Source organism: Mesorhizobium sp. Z1-4, from assembly GCF_004000235.1.
Taxonomy (GTDB): domain Bacteria; phylum Pseudomonadota; class Alphaproteobacteria; order Rhizobiales; family Rhizobiaceae; genus RCIO01.
On record NZ_RCIO01000004.1, the window covers coordinates 199,233 to 217,174 of the forward strand.

The 17,942-nt window shown below is 62.2% G+C and carries 19 protein-coding genes and 1 tRNA gene; 6 read left to right on the plus strand and 14 right to left on the minus strand.

The window, feature by feature from the left end; all coding sequences use genetic code 11:
- Positions 1-63: 63 nt before the first annotated feature.
- From tig to EP165_RS15500, 4 genes are all read right to left on the minus strand, one after another.
- The gene (tig, locus tag EP165_RS15485) at positions 64-1,491 is read right to left on the minus strand and encodes a trigger factor (RefSeq protein WP_127523809.1); all 1,428 of its coding nucleotides are present in this window, start codon (positions 1,489-1,491) and stop codon (positions 64-66) included.
- A 73-nt stretch (positions 1,492-1,564) separates the two neighbouring features.
- A tRNA-Leu gene (locus EP165_RS15490) sits at positions 1,565-1,649 on the minus strand.
- A gap of 135 nt (positions 1,650-1,784) precedes the next feature.
- On the minus strand, positions 1,785-2,369 hold the full coding sequence (locus EP165_RS15495; protein ID WP_127523733.1) for a GDYXXLXY domain-containing protein: 585 nt from the start codon (positions 2,367-2,369) through the stop codon (positions 1,785-1,787).
- Positions 2,366-3,481 (minus strand): DUF2157 domain-containing protein, encoded by a 1,116-nt coding sequence (locus EP165_RS15500; RefSeq protein WP_127523734.1) that lies wholly within the window; start codon positions 3,479-3,481, stop codon positions 2,366-2,368. Before EP165_RS15500 ends, EP165_RS15495 begins: the two co-directional genes overlap by 4 nt.
- Positions 3,482-3,689: 208 nt before the next feature.
- Between EP165_RS15500 and EP165_RS15505 the strand changes: the two genes are divergently transcribed.
- The gene (locus tag EP165_RS15505; protein WP_127523735.1) at positions 3,690-3,830 is read left to right on the plus strand and encodes a DUF1127 domain-containing protein; all 141 of its coding nucleotides are present in this window, start codon (positions 3,690-3,692) and stop codon (positions 3,828-3,830) included.
- 161 nt (positions 3,831-3,991) lie between these two features.
- On the opposite strand, the gene EP165_RS15510 is transcribed toward EP165_RS15505, so the two are convergent.
- Entirely contained in the window at positions 3,992-4,591 is a 600-nt protein-coding gene (locus tag EP165_RS15510) for a hypothetical protein (protein WP_127523736.1), read from the minus strand.
- Between the two features lie 122 nt (positions 4,592-4,713).
- Between EP165_RS15510 and trmFO the strand changes: the two genes are divergently transcribed.
- From trmFO to EP165_RS15525, 3 genes are all read left to right on the plus strand, one after another.
- Entirely contained in the window at positions 4,714-6,135 is a 1,422-nt protein-coding gene (gene trmFO, locus EP165_RS15515) for a methylenetetrahydrofolate--tRNA-(uracil(54)-C(5))-methyltransferase (FADH(2)-oxidizing) TrmFO (protein WP_245440175.1), read from the plus strand.
- Between the two features lie 82 nt (positions 6,136-6,217).
- The gene (locus EP165_RS15520) at positions 6,218-6,829 is read left to right on the plus strand and encodes a hypothetical protein (RefSeq protein WP_127523738.1); all 612 of its coding nucleotides are present in this window, start codon (positions 6,218-6,220) and stop codon (positions 6,827-6,829) included.
- A gap of 11 nt (positions 6,830-6,840) precedes the next feature.
- Positions 6,841-7,677 carry a crotonase/enoyl-CoA hydratase family protein gene (locus EP165_RS15525; RefSeq protein WP_127523739.1) on the plus strand — a complete coding sequence of 279 codons (837 nt, stop codon included), beginning with the start codon at positions 6,841-6,843 and terminating at the stop codon, positions 7,675-7,677.
- Here EP165_RS15525 and EP165_RS15530 read toward each other — a convergent pair whose 3' ends face one another.
- The 6 genes from EP165_RS15530 to yajC all read right to left on the minus strand — a co-directional run bounded on the left by EP165_RS15530 (position 7,678) and on the right by yajC (position 13,324).
- Positions 7,678-8,637: a sterol desaturase family protein gene (locus EP165_RS15530; protein ID WP_127523740.1), complete on the minus strand. Its 960-nt coding sequence runs from the start codon at positions 8,635-8,637 to the stop codon at positions 7,678-7,680. It abuts the gene before it with no gap.
- On the minus strand, positions 8,630-9,070 hold the full coding sequence (locus EP165_RS15535; protein WP_206075927.1) for a hypothetical protein: 441 nt from the start codon (positions 9,068-9,070) through the stop codon (positions 8,630-8,632). Before EP165_RS15535 ends, EP165_RS15530 begins: the two co-directional genes overlap by 8 nt.
- Positions 9,071-9,141: 71 nt before the next feature.
- A complete protein-coding gene (locus EP165_RS15540; RefSeq protein ID WP_127523741.1) occupies positions 9,142-9,975 on the minus strand; it encodes a phytoene/squalene synthase family protein in 834 nt (277 codons plus the stop codon).
- 1 nt (position 9,976) lies between these two features.
- The gene (locus tag EP165_RS15545) at positions 9,977-10,366 is read right to left on the minus strand and encodes an Mth938-like domain-containing protein (protein WP_127523742.1); all 390 of its coding nucleotides are present in this window, start codon (positions 10,364-10,366) and stop codon (positions 9,977-9,979) included.
- Positions 10,367-10,375: 9 nt separating this feature from the next.
- Positions 10,376-12,931, minus strand: coding sequence for a protein translocase subunit SecDF (gene secDF, locus EP165_RS15550; protein ID WP_127523743.1), 2,556 nt, complete (start codon positions 12,929-12,931; stop codon positions 10,376-10,378).
- Between the two features lie 45 nt (positions 12,932-12,976).
- On the minus strand, positions 12,977-13,324 hold the full coding sequence (yajC, locus tag EP165_RS15555) for a preprotein translocase subunit YajC (protein ID WP_127523744.1): 348 nt from the start codon (positions 13,322-13,324) through the stop codon (positions 12,977-12,979).
- A gap of 174 nt (positions 13,325-13,498) precedes the next feature.
- Here yajC and EP165_RS15560 point away from each other — a divergent pair, with 174 nt between their 5' ends.
- Both EP165_RS15560 and EP165_RS15565 read left to right on the plus strand, forming a co-directional pair.
- Complete coding sequence (locus EP165_RS15560) at positions 13,499-14,383, plus strand: ATP-binding protein (protein WP_127523745.1); 885 nt, start codon at positions 13,499-13,501, stop codon at positions 14,381-14,383.
- A 93-nt stretch (positions 14,384-14,476) separates the two neighbouring features.
- Positions 14,477-14,947, plus strand: coding sequence for a DinB family protein (locus tag EP165_RS15565; RefSeq protein ID WP_348629564.1), 471 nt, complete (start codon positions 14,477-14,479; stop codon positions 14,945-14,947).
- Between the two features lie 96 nt (positions 14,948-15,043).
- On the opposite strand, the gene EP165_RS15570 is transcribed toward EP165_RS15565, so the two are convergent.
- The 3 genes from EP165_RS15570 to surE form a co-directional block, all read right to left on the minus strand.
- A complete protein-coding gene (locus EP165_RS15570) occupies positions 15,044-16,423 on the minus strand; it encodes a peptidoglycan DD-metalloendopeptidase family protein (RefSeq protein WP_127523747.1) in 1,380 nt (459 codons plus the stop codon).
- A gap of 109 nt (positions 16,424-16,532) precedes the next feature.
- Complete coding sequence (locus EP165_RS15575; protein ID WP_127523748.1) at positions 16,533-17,186, minus strand: protein-L-isoaspartate(D-aspartate) O-methyltransferase; 654 nt, start codon at positions 17,184-17,186, stop codon at positions 16,533-16,535.
- Positions 17,183-17,941 carry a 5'/3'-nucleotidase SurE gene (surE, locus tag EP165_RS15580; protein WP_127523749.1) on the minus strand — a complete coding sequence of 253 codons (759 nt, stop codon included), beginning with the start codon at positions 17,939-17,941 and terminating at the stop codon, positions 17,183-17,185. Before surE ends, EP165_RS15575 begins: the two co-directional genes overlap by 4 nt.
- Position 17,942 lies beyond the last annotated feature (1 nt).

Here is a 17,942-nt window from a genome sequence, read left to right on the forward strand (position 1 = left end):
GAAAAGGCCGCCTGACGCGGAGTGCGCCGGCGACCCTTTGATAACGCCCTGGTCGGGAAAGGACTATTCCTCGGCCTCGGCCTTTTTCTTCGGCGCGGCCTTCTTCTTGGCCGGTGCCTTCTTCTTCGCCGGCGCGGCTTCCGCGACATCCTCGTCGTCTTCGGCGATCAGCTCTTCGCGCGAGACCTTCTTGTCGGTCACATTGACCTCGGCCATCAGGTGATCGACGACCTTCTCCTCGAACAGCGGCGCGCGGACGCCTGAAAGCGCCTGCGGGTTTTCGCGGTAATATTCGTAAACCTGCTGCTGCTGGTTGGCCGGGTAACGCCGGATCGATTCAAAGAGTGCACGCTGCAGCTCGTCGTCGGAGACGGTTACGCCGGCCTTTTCGCCGATCTCGGCCAGCACCAGGCCAAGACGCACCCGGCGCTCGGCGAGGCGGCGATATTCTTCGCGTGCCTCTTCCTCGGTGGTGTCCTCATCGGCGAAAGTGCGCCCTGCCCGGTCCAGATCCTGCATGACCTGGCTCCAGATGTTGCCGAACTCGGCCTCGACCAGCTTTTCAGGCGTATCGAACTTGTAGGCCTCGTCCAGCGCGTCGAGCAGCTGGCGCTTCGCCTTCTGCCGCGTCAGCGTGCCGTACTGGCTTTCGATCTGGCCGCGAACGGCCTCACGCAGTTTGTTCGCCGATTCCAGTCCGAGCGATTTGGCCAGCTCGTCATTGATCTCGAGTTTGCCCGGCTTCGACACTTCCTTGACCTTGAGATCGAAGGTTGCCTTGCGGCCGGCAAGATGTTCGGCCGCATATTGCTCGGGGAACGTCACCTCGATGGTGGTTTCGTCGTCGGCCTTGACGCCGACAAGCTGGTCTTCGAAGCCCGGAATGAACTGGTTGGAACCAATGACGATTTCGGCGTCTTCTGCGGCACCGCCGTCAAACGCCTCGCCATCGATCTTGCCGAGATAATCGAGCTTCACCTTGTCGCCGGCCTCGGCCTTGCCCTTCTTCGGCTCGTACGAGCGCGCGGAATCGGCGACCACTTCAACCTGCTTCTCCACCTCGTCGTCCGGCACGTCGTAGACCAGGCGCGTCAGCTTGATCGACGAGAAATCCTTGAGTTCGATCGGCGGCAGGACTTCGTAGGCAAGCGAAAACTCGAAATCGGCGTTGCCCTCGAGCACCTTCTCGGCCTCTTTCTCGTCCTCGGTCATCGCGATCTCGGGCTGCATGGCAGCTTTCTCGCCGCGGTCGGAAAGAATTTCGCGCGCGGAGTCGGAGAGGATCTCGTTCACCACCTCGGCCATGAAGGAGCGTCCGTAGACCTTGCGCAGGTGCTGCACCGGCACCTTTCCGGGACGGAACCCGTTGATGCGCACCTTGTCCTTCGCGTCCGTCAAACGCTTGACCAGCTTGGCTTCCATGTCCTTGGCAGGCACGGTCACCTTGATTTCGCGCTTCAGCCCCGAATTGAGCGTTTCGGTTACCTGCATTGTCATACCTTTGTTGTTCTCGCCGCCATATGCATGGCGGATACATGCGTTCGTTCTGCCGGAATGGAAGGCCTGGTGCGGGTGAAGGGACTTGAACCCCCACGGCTTGCGCCACAGGAACCTAAATCCTGCGTGTCTACCAATTCCACCACACCCGCCCGGCAAGGCCTGCCGACCTGCCGAAGCGCGGCGTTCTATAACACCATGATTCCGGCGATCAAAGGGTATTTAGCCCTGAATCTTACCTTTTCGCGGCCGATCTCTATTTTGATGGCCACTTGCGGCCGCGCGGGTCAGTAGATCGGCTCGCTATAGATCAGATTGTCGCCGTCATAGAAGGCCTTGATCTGCGCCGTCCCGCTCGCGTCGACGGCAACGGCCATCCTGAAAGGGCGCTCGCGCATATCTGTCTCGATCGGCTTGCCCTCGCCCTCCGGCAGATAGAAACGTTCGATCCCATAGGCCACGCGAACCGATGGCACATCGACGAGGCGGGACTGGAGCGTCGTCCCGCGAATATCGACCTGGTTTTCGCCCGGATCGCCGGGAGGTGGCGCGCCGATGCGTGCAGCAACCGGTTTCCAGATACCATCGTCGCCGGCTTCAAGCCGCACATAAAGCGGCGCGTTGATGATCTGGCCGGTCTCCTCAGTCACCTCCTTAACCAACTCCACCGGCACGGAGGAGATGTTGTAGTCGACGCGCACATAATCGCCGCGCAGCAGATCCCGCGGATCGACCGGCCGCACTTCAAGCAGAATTTCTCGCCCGTCGCGCAGGATGGCGGCACGGCCCATGATCATAGAGGCGAGAAACGCGATCTGCAGAACGGCGACAGCGACGGCGATGCCTGTAAGGTAGCGGGAATGCTGTTTCATGCGCCCTCTCCCGCGCCGATTGCGTTTTCCCGTTCGGAAAGGCGCTTTTCGATACGGCTGATGAACCAGGCCAGTATGGCGAGCGATATGCCGGCAGCGAAAAAGAAACCGGCGGTATCAAGCATCGTGTCAAACAACGTAAGATAGACGAAGCCGAGTTCGAGGATGAAGCCGGCATAAGCCAGCCAGCGCAAGGCGCGGCTGTCGCGTCCGGCCATCAAAAGCGCTGCCACCACACCGGCGAACATGACGGCCGCCAGCAGCAGAAAATACGGCCCGTCGCTTAGTTCCGCCTGTAGGATCCAGACGCCGACGATGAAACCCAGCAGGCTCTCGACCGCAAGCCCGCTGCCAAGACCCGTCAACCGGTCGGCGAGCTGCGGCCGAAGCCATGCGAACACAAACGCTGCCGCCGAGGCGGCCACGAGCAGCACGGGAGCCACGAGCACTTCATCTTCGAGATAAAGCAGCGACGTGAATAGCATCAGCGAAAGCAGGATGAGGTGGCGCGCCGAAACGCTCGCAGTCCACAGCGACAATGCCCAGAGAACCGCGGCATAGAGTGGGTATTCGCGCGGAACGTAGGTTCCCAGCCCGCCCTCAACCGCAATGTAGACCATCCAGGTGCCGGCCAGCAGGACCGCTCCTGCCGTCAGCGGGCCCGATCGAAGTGCCGCGGCGGCCAGGGCCGTGCCGAGAGCCCAGACAAACAGCGCATCGGCTTCATCGCCGCTCAGGTGATACATCTGGCCAATGAGCGCGATACCGCCACCGAACGCGACGGCCGCGACGATCCACAGACCCTCTGCAAGCGCCGCATGGTCCCGGCCCTTCAGGATAGCGCCTCCGATGTAGCTGGCCAGAATGACGGCGAAGATGCCGGCAACGCGCACCAGCCTCGGGATGGCCTCCCAATTTGCTGCCACCAGCAATAACAGCGCCGCACCAAACAGCGCGGCGGCCAGGATCGCCAGAACACTGCCGAAACTGAAGCCGCGGCGGTGATGTTGCGCCGCATCGGCGACAAGCGCCGACGCGGTCGCTTCGTCGATAAGCCCGGCAGACCGCCATCGCGCGATGTCCCGGCCTACCCTTTCGAGATATCCTGCCAAACCGCCTCCGACCAATCAGCGACAAGCGCCGAATCACTAACTAGCTGCAATGGCAGCACAATTCCGCCATATTGCATTGCACAAAACGCAATGCTGCCATGCAACATATGCGCTTCTCAAACCGCCCCGCACTCACTATCTCATGGTCGTAACGAGATACACAGATTTCAGAGCCCGGCAGACGCGGCTCCATCGAAGGAAAACGACCATGAACCTGATCCGCAACTACCGCAACTGGCGCCGTTACCGCGACACCGTCAACGAGCTGAACCGCCTGTCGAGCCGTGAGCTTAACGACCTGGGCATCAACCGTGGCGACATTCCGTTCGTCGCACGCCGCTCGGTCTAAATAATTCCAGAGTTTCGCGGGTTTCGACCTCCTCCCCGAAACCCGTGGACTTGATCGGCAATTATCCTCCTCCCAATTGCCGATCTTAGAAACGACACCCGCCGGATCTCCTCCCCCGGCGGGTGTTGTTTTATGTGCGATCCTGAAAAAGGAAGAGGCGGCTAGCGCTCGCCCATGACGCCGCGGGTGCGCCAATAGTCGAGCGGGTCGACATCCGGCAGTCCGCCGCCGGGCTCAAACCAGCTGTCCACCGCCCATTTCTTGCCGCTGGTATCCTTGATCACGGCGGTCCAGTGCGGATATCGCCCGTCGATCAACACGCCGCGCGACGTATTGGGCTGTACGGAATGATACGCCAGAAGCTGCCGCGCCTGCAGATAAAGCAGCACGTGCTTGGTGTTGGTGGATTCGTCGATGCAGTCCATCTGCCCCGGCTTGCCGGATGCCGCCACCGGCGATTTGGGGTCGTCCCTCGTGCCAATGCGCGTTGCCGACAGATCTTCATAATAGGCCACCGCCTTGCGGATTGCCTGCCGCTCACCTTCCGCCGAGCCCTGGCCTTCCGACATGATCGCGGCGAAGCGGTCATTCACCTGTTGCGTGATCGGGAACGTCACCCGCTTGCGGCAGCCGTAACTGTAACAGGCCACAAATTTGTGCGGCACCACGGCCTTAGCCTGCTGCTCCTTGAAATCGGGCGCGCAGCCGGAAGCCAGAGCCGTGGCGGAAAGAAGGGCGAGACCTGAAAGCAGCTTTTTCATGCGCCGAAACCTAGCCGCTGGGTCCCATTGAAACAATGGCATTTTGGCCACACCTTGGATGCCAGTCACTGCCGGGGTTCCGGTTGCATTTCGGCTGCCGCACGCCTAATGCGATGGCCGTTATGGCAAATCCTGTTCACGTTATCGGCGGCGGCCTCGCAGGTTCGGAAGCCGCATGGCAGATCGCATCGGCGGGCGTGCCCGTCGTCCTGCATGAAATGCGGCCCGTGCGCGGCACCGAGGCGCACAAGACGGACGGGCTCGCCGAACTCGTCTGTTCCAACTCCTTCCGTTCCGACGACGCCCAGAATAATGCCGTCGGCCTGCTGCATGCTGAGATGCGCCTGGCGAATTCGCTGATCATGGCAAGCGGCGATGCCAACCAGGTACCTGCCGGCGGCGCGCTCGCCGTGGATAGGGACGGCTTTTCCGAAGCCGTAACCGCGAAGCTCGAAGCACATCCGCTGATCACCATCGCACGCGAGGAGGTGGCCGGCCTGCCGCCCGCCGAATGGGACCAAGCGATCATTGCCACCGGGCCGCTCACGGCACCCTCGCTTGCCGAGGCGATTGCCGCCGAGACGGGCGAGACCGCCCTCGCCTTCTTCGACGCTATCGCGCCGATCATCCATTTCGACACTGTCGACCTCGACACCGCGTGGTTCCAGTCGCGCTACGACAAGGTCGGTCCCGGCGGCACCGGCAAGGACTACATCAACTGCCCCCTGAACAAGGAGCAGTATGAAGCGTTCGTTCAGGCGCTGGTCGACGGCGAAAAGACCGAATTCCGCGAATGGGAAGGAACGCCCTATTTCGACGGCTGTTTGCCGATCGAGGTGATGGCGGAACGCGGGCCGGAGACACTGCGTCACGGACCGATGAAGCCGATGGGACTGACCAACAGGCACAAGCCGGACGAAAAGGCCTACGCGGTGGTGCAGCTGCGCCAGGACAATGCGCTCGGCACGCTCTACAACATGGTCGGCTTCCAGACGAAGCTGAAATATGCCGAGCAGGTGCGCATTTTCCGCACCATCCCGGGCCTTGAGAACGCCGAGTTCGCGCGGCTGGGCGGCCTCCACCGCAACACCTACATCAATTCTCCGGTCCTGCTCGACACCTCGCTGCAATTGAAGTCGCGGCCCGGCCTGCGTTTTGCCGGGCAGATCACGGGCTGCGAAGGTTATGTCGAAAGCGCGGCCATGGGGTTGCTCGCGGGCCGCTTCGCTGCCGCCGAGCGTCTTGGCAAGCCGCTCCCGGTGCCGCCAGTCGTGACGGCCTTCGGCGCGCTGCTCAACCATATTACCGGCGGACATCTGCTCTCCGACGAAGAGCCGGGCAAACGCTCCTTCCAGCCGATGAACGTGAATTTCGGCCTGTTCCCGCCGCTTGAGCCGGGCACCAAGTTGAAGCCTGACGGTTTCGAAGGCCGCTTCCGCGGCAAGGACAAGTCGATAGCAAAGAAGCGTGCAACCACCCGGCGCGCACTCGACGCCTGCCACGAGTGGCTGGGCCTGCCCGTGCCGGCCCAGGCGGCTGAATAATAGGTGGCGGCTTGACCTCGAGGGCGCGCGCCTGAACACTGGCAGGCCCGCAAGTGAAGAGGTTCCCATCATGAATGTGCGTATGTTTCGCCTGTGTGCAGTCGGTTCCGGCTGGCTGGCGCTGGCCGTTTCTTCAGCAATTGCCGATCAGGCCGAATGCGAAGCAACGGTTCGCGCAATCATGGCTCCTTTTGGAGACAACGCACCGGAGCAGCAGCTTAACCGGTTTGGAACTTCGGTCACCAAGTTCGGCGAAAACGAGATGCGCGGGTATTCGCTGCAGACGGCTGAGGGCTCGCTTTATTACGATGCCGACAAGAACCCCGCCAGCCTGTCGTTCGTAAACGGCGACGTCTACACGAGCATGGACAAGGGTAAGACCTGGACGCTGGCCAACTCCACACCCAAAGAGGTGATGGACACGGCGATTGCCGGCATTTTCAGCCAGGCGGAGAAGGCGACCAACATCACCTGTGAATACGGCGTCGATCTCGACGGCAAGACGGTCAACCACTATGCGGTCGACTACCAAACCTACAACACCGGAACACCGACCCGCAGCGAATACTGGGTCGATCCGGAAACCGGCTTCGTGTGGCGCGACACGATGCATTCGAAGGGCGATCCGGAAATGTTCATCACTGTCGATGCCGAGCCGGCACCCGACATGACCCTTCCGGACCCGAAGGGCTGACAGTGACACCGATGCCGAAATTGCAAAGCAGCTTCTTCAGGATCGACCAGCGCGGAGCGGTGGTTCAACTGGCGATGAACCGGCCTGACCGCTCCAACGCGATGTCGCCGGATTTCTGGACCGATCTGCCACGTCTGATACGCGAACTGGCGACGGACAGTGCCGTGCGCTGCGTCGTCATTTCCGGCGAGGGCCGAAATTTCTCCGGCGGCATGGACCTTCAGGCATTTGCCGGCATCAGCAAGCTGTTCGACAGCGAACCCGGCCGCGCCGCTCATGCGATGCGCCAGACGATCCTCGATCTGCAGGATGCCTTCAACGCCATCGAACAGGCGCCCTTCCCGGTCATCTGCGCGATACATGGCGCCTGCATTGGCGCCGGTGTCGACTTGATGACGGCATGCGACCTGCGGCTTGCCTCCAAGGATGCCTTCTTTGCGGTCGAGGAAATCCACATCGGCATGGCTGCAGATGTCGGAACGCTGCAAAGGCTGCCCAAGCTGATCGCGCCGGCGGTGGCCGCCGAACTCGCATTCACCGGCCGCCGCTTTTCAGCCGAGGAAGCGCACGGCTTCGGGCTGGTTTCCGCCGTCTACGAAACGCCAGAGGCGGTACTTGCCGCAGCTTTCGAGCTCGCCGAAGCGATCGCGAAGAAATCCCCGCTGGCAATCGCCGGCATCAAGCGCAACTTGCATTATGCGCGCGACCACTCGGTGGCCGACGGCCTCGACTACATCGCGACCTGGAATGGCGGCATGCTTCGCCCTGCCGATCTAATGTCGGCTGTTCAAGCCAAGATGGCCAAGCAGGAAGCCGAATTCGCAGACCTACTGAAGCCGGCGGGCTAGCTACTCCGCCGGCGTCATGCCGGCCGTTCCGGTATCCGGAAGCCCCGGCTTTCCGGCTTCTTGCGGATTGCGGCGCACATAAGCCGCCTTGAGGCTTTCGGACGTTTCGCGCGAACCGTCATGGCTCCAGCCGGGCGGCGCGAAGAGATAGGCAAGCCGCTGCCGCAATGTCAGGCCGGGGGTAAAGACATCCCTGGCGATGCCGACATATTCGTGAAACGCCACCTTCACCGGGTTGAAGGTGCCGATGTTCTTCACGATGCCGTAGCGCGGCTGGTCTTCCTCCAGTTCCTCAACGAACGTGCCGAACATACGATCCCAGATGATCAGCGTGCCGGCATAGTTGGCGTCGAGATAGCGCGGGTTGGTCGCATGATGGACGCGGTGGTGCGACGGCGTGTTGAAGATCGCCTCGATCGGCCGCCACATCTTGCCGATCGTCTCGGTGTGGATCCAGAACTGCCAGACGAGGTTGAAACCGAACACGAAGGCAATCACCGCCGGGTGAAGCCCAAGCAGCACCAGCGGCGCCTGCAGCACGAACATGCCGGTGAAAAGCCCGGTCCAGCTTTGGCGCAGCGCGGTGGAGAGATTGTAGTGCTGGCTGGAGTGATGGTTCACATGCTCCGCCCAAACCCAGCGCACGCGGTGGGCGATGCGGTGATACCAGTAATAGCGCAGATCATCGAGCAGGAAGGCGGCGATGAACACCCACACGCTCAAACCGAGGTCGAAGAAGCGAAACTGCCACAGCCACAGAAGCGCCGAGTAGGAGACGATGCCAAGCAGGATGCCGGCAACGACATTACCCGTGCCCATCATCAGGCTTGTCAGCGTGTCGCGGGTCTCGAACTCGCCCCTGGCCCGGCCTGTGCGCACCAGCCACAGCTCCAGCAGGATCGCGATGACGAAGAACGGAATGGCGAGTTGCGTGACCGCCGGAAATTCATAGCTATCCATGCGTTTTCGCTCCTTCTGGCGTGTCCGCCTCAGCGCCAAGCCGTCGCGCAATCGCCAGGGCATCCGCTTCGCTGGCAAATGTGAACGGCCCGCCATGCCAGGTAAAGTCGTCCATCCGGATCCGTACCGTGCGCCCGTCGCACTCGACCCTCATCGCGGGATCGCCGGCAGAGGCGATGCGGGTCAGAAACCGGTCGCCAAACGCGCAGACAATTCCGGTGCGGCCATCCTCAAGCGCCAGGAATGCCGCGTCGCGCTGCTCAGTCAGCCAGGTCTCGGTGACTTCCATATCCGCGAAGTCGCTGGCGAAACGTTGCCTTGCCGCCTCGGTGCCATCAAGGGCAGCCGTCACCGTGCCGCCAGTCATGTGGACGGCGGCGACTACGGCCGCGATACCCACGACCACCATGACGACGAGAAGCGTTAGGCTCATTCCTCCCGACCGATGTTCAGCCCATCAATCGCAACCGGATTATTCGTTTTTGACGTTTACGTCAAAGACGATCAGCCCCAGCCGCGAGCGGCCCTGTGCATGATCGCAAGCTGGGAACGGATACCGGAAGCACTGCGGGATTGGCCCGCAGCCGCCGCCGGGCGGGCCTGAACCGCTTTCAGATGTGCACCGACCGGCGCGACCGGCAAAAATGCAGGCCGGAGTACCGGCGGCAGGTCCTTCGCATAGCTGGCGAATTTCACCAGATGTTCGCGGGAAAGAGACCCCATGGCCGAAACCGCCCTGCCCGCAGCTTCGCGGTCGTTACCGGCAATAAAGGCCTCGGATGTCGTGCCCACCGAGCCGAGCACATCCTGCGGAACAAAGCACTGCCCGCGCGAACGGTGGATCGGGAGCAGCCTCAGCATGCCGGCAATCGCCATCGCACAGCCGGCATGGCCGGCCGCATCCGCCCAGTTCTGAGCCGTCTTGCTATCGAGGATCATTGCCGCAAGCTGAATGAGCGTGGACGCTGTTTCCCCGCAATAGCCCTCCAGTGTCGCGCAATCAGGCATCGGGTCGTCGTAGAGATCGAATATTCGTGCTTCGAGCATCCGCTCGAAGGCTGGTTGCGGCAGCCGGTGTTCCCTTATGGTGGCGATCAGGGTATCCGCGACCGGGTTGCCGGTCTCCGCGCCCGCCGCGAGCGCATCGCGCCACCATTGCAATCTGATCTCACCGGCCATCGGTTCCCTGACCTTGTCGCGGATGGCAGCGATTTCAGCATTGAAGACGTAAAGCGCGTTCAGCGCGGCGCGTTTGCCGGTCGGTGCGTAGAGCGTCGTCAGGTAGCGTTCGCGGTCGAGGTCACGCAGCGATTGGCCGAGTTGTAAGGCGCCAGCCATATCATTCAACGGCGATTAGTGCGGCGGCGACCGCCCGGTCTTCCGCCAAGAGCACATTATAGGTGCGCACCGCCGCCCCGGTGGACATGGTGTCCGCTGCAATGCCGGCTTCAGACAGCAATTCACGAAGCGGTTTTGGCAGGCGCATGATGTCAGAGCCAGCGCCGACAAGCAGGATGCCGATATCCGCAGCTTCGGCCACCACTTTGGCAAAATGCGCCGGTGTCAGTTGAGAGGCCGACGCTACATCCCAGCCGTGAATGCCCGAGGGCAGGCACAAAAGCGAGCCGCGATGCGACATGTCGGCAAAGCGGAAGCCGCCATTGCCATATGCGTCGATCGGCGCGCGTCCGGGAAAATGCGCCTCGCGTATCTGAATGCCGGCGCCCATCGCGCGCCGTCAGGCCCCTGTGGCCCCGGACGGTGCTTCCGGCTTGTGCTCCACGCTTGCCTGGAAGGTCTCCGGCCGCAGCTTGAACAGGATGAGCAGCGGACCGGCAATGAAGATCGACGAGTATGTGCCGATCACCACGCCGACAATCATGGCAAGCGTAAAGGACGCGATCACTTCGCCTCCAAGCAGCCACAGCGCGGTGAGTGCGACCAGAGTCGTCGCGGCCGTCAGCGTGGTGCGCGAGAGCGTCTGGTTGACGGTAAGGTCGATCAGCTCCGGCAGCGGCATCTTCTTGAACTTGCGCAGATTTTCGCGAATGCGGTCATAGACCACAACCGTATCGTTGATCGAATAGCCGACCACGGTCAGCACAGCCGCGATACTGCTCAGATTGAACTCGAGTCCGGTGACCACATAGAAGCCTATCACCAACACAACGTCGTGCAGTGTCGCCACAATCGCGCCGACCGCGAACTGCCACTCGAACCGGAGCCAGATATAAACGAGCATGGCGAACAGCGCCGCAATGACGGCGATGGTGCCGGCCTGCGCAAGTTCGGCCGAAATCGTCGGCCCGACCACTTCGACGCGGCGGAACTCGTAATCGGCCTCAAGTTCGTTTTGCACCAGGAGAAGCGCCGATTGCTCGGCGCTGTCGCCGCCATCCTGCGCACCGATACGGATCAGCAGATCCTTGGGACTGCCGAACTCCTGAACCTGCACTTCGCCGAGATTGAGCCCTTCCAGCCTGGAGCGCACATCGCCGATTTCGGCTGCCTCCTGCTTGGCCTGCACCTCGATCAGCGAACCGCCGCGGAAATCGATGCCCATATTCATCTGCACGGTGAAGAACAGCGCCGCAGACAGGATGGCGATCGCCGAGGACACCGTGAATGCGACGTTGCGCAGGCGCATGAACCTGATCTTGGTGTTGTCCGGCACGAATTTGATCACGCCGCGCGGCAGCTCGGTCGGTTTGGTGCGGCGCAGCCACTGCGCAATCAGCCAGCGGGTGAGCAGGAATGCGGTGAAGACGGTGGTGACGATGCCGATGGCCAGCGTCACCGCAAAACCGCGGATCGGCCCCGAACCCAGATAGAACATGATCACAGCTGCAATCAGCGTGGTCACATTGGCGTCGATGATGGTCGACATCGCGTTGCGGAAGCCGGCATCCAGCGATTGAACCAGCGAGCGCCCGTTCGCCCGCTCCTCGCGCACGCGTTCGAATATGATGACGTTGGAATCCACCGCCATACCGATGGTGAGAACGATACCGGCGATGCCGGGCAGCGTCAGCGTTGCGCCGAGACCGGACAACACGCCGAGAATCAGCGCGACGTTGGCGACGAGCGCGATATTGGCGATGATGCCCAGCGTGCCATAAGCAAGCACCATGAAGACGACAACGCCGATGGACGCGACGATGCCGGCGATTTCACCTGCCGCGATGGAATCCGCGCCAAGGCTCGGACCGACCGTCCGTTCCTCGACGATCGTAAGGTCGGCCGGAAGCGCACCGGCGCGCAGCAGAACCGCGAGGTCGTTCGCGCTCTGAACGGTGAAGTTGCCGGAAATCTGCCCGGTGCCGCCGAGGATGGGCTCCCGGATCTGCGGCGCCGAAATGACTTCTTCGTCGAGCACAATTGCGAAGAGGCGGCCAACATTCTGCTGTGTCGCCTGCCCGAACCGCGTTGCACCCTGATTGTCGAACCTGAACGACACAACCGGTTCGTTGGTTCGCGAATCGAACGTCGCCTGCGCATCGACAAGGTTTTCGCCCGAGACGATGACACGGGTCTCGATCAGGTACGGCACCGGCGGATCATCAGGCGAATAGAGAATTTCCGTGCCCGCCGGCGGCCTGCCCTGCAGGGCATCTTCGGCCGACATGGTCTGATCGACAAAACGGAAGGTGAGCTTTGCGGTCTGGCCGAGAATGTCCTTAAGGCGCTGCGGATCGTCGAGGCCGGGCACCTGGACGAGAATCCGGTCGTCGCCCTGCCGCTGAATGATCGGCTCGGTCGTACCGAGTTCGTTGACGCGGCGGCTGACGACCTCGATCGACTGGCTGACCGCCGAAACGACGCGGTAGCTGATCCCCTCATCGGTCAGCGTGTAACGGAACAGGCCGGGTTCGGGCTCGCTGAACTCCAGTTCGGTGATCACGCCGGCGCCGAAGACACCGGTCGAGATCGGCTCGATCATTCCGGCAAGGGCTTCCTTGGCCGCATCGATGTCGCCCGCGTCGCGGATGCGCACCTGGACCGACGTTCCGCTCGCGGACAGGCCAGTATATCCGATGCGCTCGTCGCGCAGCAGTGTGCGGACATCGTCGCGCACCGTTTCGAGCCGGTCTGTCAGCAGGCTGTCTCGGTCCACCTGAAGCAGGATGTGCGAGCCGCCTCTGAGGTCGAGGCCAAGTGTCAGCGGTTGCTTGGGCGCCCAGTCAGGCAGCGCGTCGCGCGTCGACTGCGGCAACAGGTTTGGCACCGCATAGGCGATACCGACAAGCACAACGAGCCAGATAGCGATCGACTGCCAGCGCGAGAAATAGAGCATAGGGTTCGTCCGTAGCGGTTGTCCGCCGGTCAGCCGGAAATCGGATTATTTCTTGGCGGTCTTCGCGTTCTGGTTGGCGACCGGTTCGCCCTTGATACGCACTTCGGCGATGGTGGAGCGCAACGCCGTCACCTTCAGCCCGCCGCCGAGATCGACTTCGAGTTCGTTGTCGTCGATGACCTTGGACACTTTGCCGACCAATCCGCCGCCCGTAACCACTGCATCCCCGCGCCGGATCGCCGACAGCATCTCGCCGCGCTTTTTCATCTGCTGCCGCTGCGGGCGGATGATCAGCATGTACATGATGACGAAAATGAGGATGAAGGGCAAAATGCTGACGAGAATGTCGGGCCCGCCGGCGCCAGTCTGCGCGTATGCCGGTGTCACAAACATGAAAAGCTCCTGAAAAATCTGACGGCTGGCCGGTAAGGCGGCTGTGCCGAATTCGGCGCGAATATAGTTGCTCGCGCCGCCTTTGCAACCGACGAACGGTGCCGGTGTGCGGCTTTTCGCAACAACGGTCGCATGCTAGAGGCCACCCAACGGCTGAGGCTTTGTGACGGTCCGATGAACGATTCTGCAAATGACGCACTGGCACGGAAACTCGATCGCGTGATCGCAGCGCTTGAGCGCATGGCCCCGGCCGCCCCGAATGCGCCCGACTTTGCCGCGGCGGACTGTTTCGTCTGGAACGCCGAAGCGGTTCGCCTGGACCCGGTGAACCGGGTGAACCGGGTCGATTTGTCGCTTATCCGCGGCGTCGACCGCGTGCGCGACATTCTGGTCGACAATACGGAACGGTTTGCCCTCGGACTGCCGGCCAACAATGTGCTTTTGTGGGGCGCGCGCGGCATGGGCAAGTCGTCTCTCGTAAAGGCCGCGCATGCGACGGTGAACTCTGGCCGCGCAGCCGCCGAGCCGCTCAAGCTGATTGAAATCCACCGCGAGGACATTTCCGGCCTGCCGCGCCTGCTGGCATTGCTGAAAGATGCATCGCACCGCTTCATCCTTTTTTGCGACGACCTTTCGTTCGACAATGACGACACATCCTACAAATCGCTGAAGGCAGCCCTTGAGGGCGGCGTCGAAGGCCGGCCCGACAATGTCGTCTTCTACGCAACGTCGAACCGCCGCCACCTCTTGCCGCGCGATATGATCGAGAACGAACGATCGACAGCGATCAACCCCTCGGAAGCGGTGGAGGAAAAGGTCTCGCTTTCCGACCGCTTCGGCCTGTGGCTCGGTTTCCACAAATGCTCACAGGATGACTATCTGGAAATGATAAACGCCTATGTTGCGCATTACGGTCTGAAGATCGACCCGGAGCAATTGCGGGCGCAAGCGCTGGAATGGGCAACGACGCGCGGCAGCCGCTCCGGCCGCGTCGCGTGGCAGTTTGTCCAGGACCTGGCCGGCCGGCTGGGCACGAGGCTGAACGAAAACGCCCGCTGACGTAAAATACGCGCAGTCCGTTCTAGCCAATATCCGAAAACTCAATACGTCCGAGAGGCAGATGCGATGATATCGGCCGAATATTGCCAATTGATGGCCCGCTATAACCGCTGGCAGAATGGCTCGCTGATCCGGGCCGCCGACAGCTTGACAGATGACGACCGCTGGAAGGACCGCTGCGCATTCTTCAAGTCGATCGCGGCCACTTTTAACCACCTCTACTGGGCGGATGCGTTGCAGCTGGAGCGCATCAAGGGCAACGAACGTCCGCACGAGACAGTCATACATTCGCTTACCGAGCCCGCCGTCTGGACTTATTTCAAGGCAAGGCGTGCGGAACGGGACGATGAGATCGCCACCTGGGCGACCGGTTTGCGCCACGCCGACCTCGCAGGCGACACGAGCTGGTATCCGCCCGGCGGTTCGATACGGATCGTGAAACCGACCGCGCTCTGTGCGGTGCAGATGTTCAATCACCAGACCCATCACCGGGGCCAAATCCACGCAATGCTGACTGCAGCTGGTACGAAGCCGGAGGCGACAGACCTTCCGGCGATGCCATGAGGCCCAAAAAGAAATCCCCGCCCGGGCGGGGGCGGGGAAGTCAGCGGTCCGGACTGGAGGTCAGGCGGACCGCGCCGTTATTCTAGGTTCTTTTGGCTACTCGAGATAAGTTGCCGGATCGACCGGCGCGGAGTCCTTGCGGACTTCGAAATGCAGTTTCGGCGCATCGGCATTGCCGGAAAGGCCCGAACGGGCGATTTCCTGTCCGCGACGCACGGTCGTACCCCGCGAAACCGTAATCTTGCTGTTGTGGCCGTACACGGTGACCAGCCCGTTTTCATGCCTGACCAGAACCGTGTTGCCGAAATCCTTGAGCCCGTCGCCGGCATAGATCACGACGCCGTTTTCGGCTGCCTTGACTGGCGTGCCTTCCGGAACCGCTATGTCGATACCGTCATTGTGTTTGCCGCCCGACTGGCTGCCGAACGCCGCAATCACCCGGCCGTTCACGGGCCAGCGCAGCCGCCCTACCCCGGTCGAATCGGGCGCGGCAGCCGCGCGCTCGACCATTGTCTCGATCTCGGCCCGTTTTTCCTGCTTCGGCGCGACATAGCCGGTAGCCGGCTTGGTTACGCCTCCCGTGACGATGGGATCAACACCGGCAGGGACGGATGAGGCAACATTGGCCCGCACCGTTGTGCCGGGGATGACCAGCTTCTGGCCGACCCGGATCAGTGCGCTGTCGAGCTTGTTCGCATGTTTGATGGCATCGGCCGTCGTGCCGGTCTTGCGGGCGATTGCCGAAAGCGTATCGCCGGCTACGACACTGTACACCGAACCGGTGGTCACGGGCCGAGCGGCTTTCTGCGTATTGACCTGCGGCACGGGAACGGACGCTGGTTTGGGCAGAACAGCCACGGGCTTTTCGGGCGCCTTTGTGGGCAGCGGCAATTCGACGGGCAGCTTCGCCGCAGCTACCGGCACCGGCTGAGCCGGAACGGCGGGAACGGTCGCCACAGGCTGCTGGATCGACCCGGTTGTGGTGCGGTCGAGATTGGCCGAGGCCGGAGCCGCAAGCGGCTGCCGCGACACACCCGGCGTCACCGGCGCGGGAAGCTGCTGGGTGCTTGCGGAGCGCACAGGAGCGGGCTGTTGCGGATACGGCTGCCGCGGCGCGGCGGCGTTTGCGCCGATATCGACTGAAGGCACCGGCCCCCGCCTGTCGGCCCGGACCGCCGAACGAAGCAGCCCCTGGCGCTGCGCCGGAGCACGATTGATGGACGCCGTGGTGGTCTGGTCGAGATACTCAGGCTGAGCGGACGCATAGTCGCCCGGATAAGCCTGCTGCTCCTGGTAGACCGCTGCAGGCTGCTGCTGGGCGTAAGCCGGCTGCTGATAGGAATTATTGTTCGACGACAGCCCGTGATCGAAGCGCATGAGGTCGGAACTGCAGCCCGCCGACATGCCCGCGAAAAGCAGGATTGCCGCGCCTTGCGCGAGACGGCGGCGATTTCGTGTCAGGATGGTACTCTGCATAACACTACCCACACCCGGTACAAATCAGTGCAGGCATTAAACCGCGTTAATGTTACTCGACAGTTAAGCTGTGTTGGCCGAAGCAATAACGGCCGTTTGCCGACCGAGGCTAAAGGACGGCAGCCACGCCTTCGCCCAGCGGCTGGAACCTCACCATGCGCAGGTCCTGGCGCTCGAAGCGGCTGCCCAGCTTCGTGAGCTTCGTGAGCGGCTGCTCGCCTTCCCCGTCACCGATTGCCGCGACCATGACGCCGCCGGTGGCAAGCTGATCGACGAAACCGCGCGGCAGCGATTCGAATGCCGCCCACACGACGATGCGGTCAAACGGCCCCTCGCTAGCGGCTCCGTTTGAAGCATCTCCCTGACGGGCGATCACATTGTTCAGGCCCAGCGCCTGAAAACGCTGCTGCGCTTCATCGCGCAGGCGTTTGAAACGATCATAGGTCAGAACGCGGCCGGCAATCCGCGACATCACAGCCGCCGTAAACCCCGAACCCGTACCGATTTCGAGCACACGATGACCGTCATCGATGTCGAGCGCCGCCAGCACCTGCGCTTGCAGGTCGATGCCTTCGATCACCTCGCCGCAGGCGATGGGCAGCACTCTGTCCTGCCAGATCGCGTCATGCCACGGGCCGGAAACGAAATCCGCGCGCGGGGTAGCTTCAATGGCGCCAAGCAGCTTCTTGTTGTCGAGGCCCAGCGCCCGCATGCGCATCAGAAATGCGACAAAGCCTTCCTTGCCGGCCTGCGCACCGTTCATGCGAGCGCCTTTTTCAACCGGTCCTTCACTTCGTTCGCGGTGAGATCGAGGTGCAGCGGGGTCACCGAGATGCGGTCATCTCGGATCGCCGCAATGTCGGTGCCAGGCACGGTTTCGGTCTGCTCGCGGCCGAACATCAGCCAGTAATAGGGAAAGCCGCGGCCGTCGCGCCGTTCCTCGATTGAAAGGTTGTGGACGAGCTTGCCCTGATTGGCGACAGACACACCCTTGACCTCTTCCGGCAGACAGCGCGGAAAGTTGACATTGAGGAGCACGCCGGGTGGCAGGCTGGTTTCGATCAGTTTGCGCAACAGCTTTGGCGCATGTGCCTCGACCGTCTCCCAGGGCGTAAACCGGCCCTCGCCGGTCATGTTGTAAGCCTGGCTGAGCGCAATCGAGCGCACGCCGAGCAACGTGCCCTCCATGGCTCCGGCAACTGTACCCGAATAGGTAACGTCGTCGGCTATGTTGGCACCCGCATTGACCCCCGACAGCACAAGGTCGGGCGGTTCCGGCATAAGCCGGCGCACACCCATGATCACACAATCGGTCGGCGTGCCGCGCAAGGCAAAGTGGCGGTCATCTATTTTGCGCAGGCGAAGCGGCTCCGACAGCGTCAGCGAATGGGCGAGACCCGACTGATCGGCCTCGGGTGCGACGACCCAGATATCGTCCGAAAGCTGGCGTGCGATGCGTTCAAGCACCGCCAGCCCTTCGGCGTGAATACCGTCGTCATTGGTAAGGAGAATACGCAAG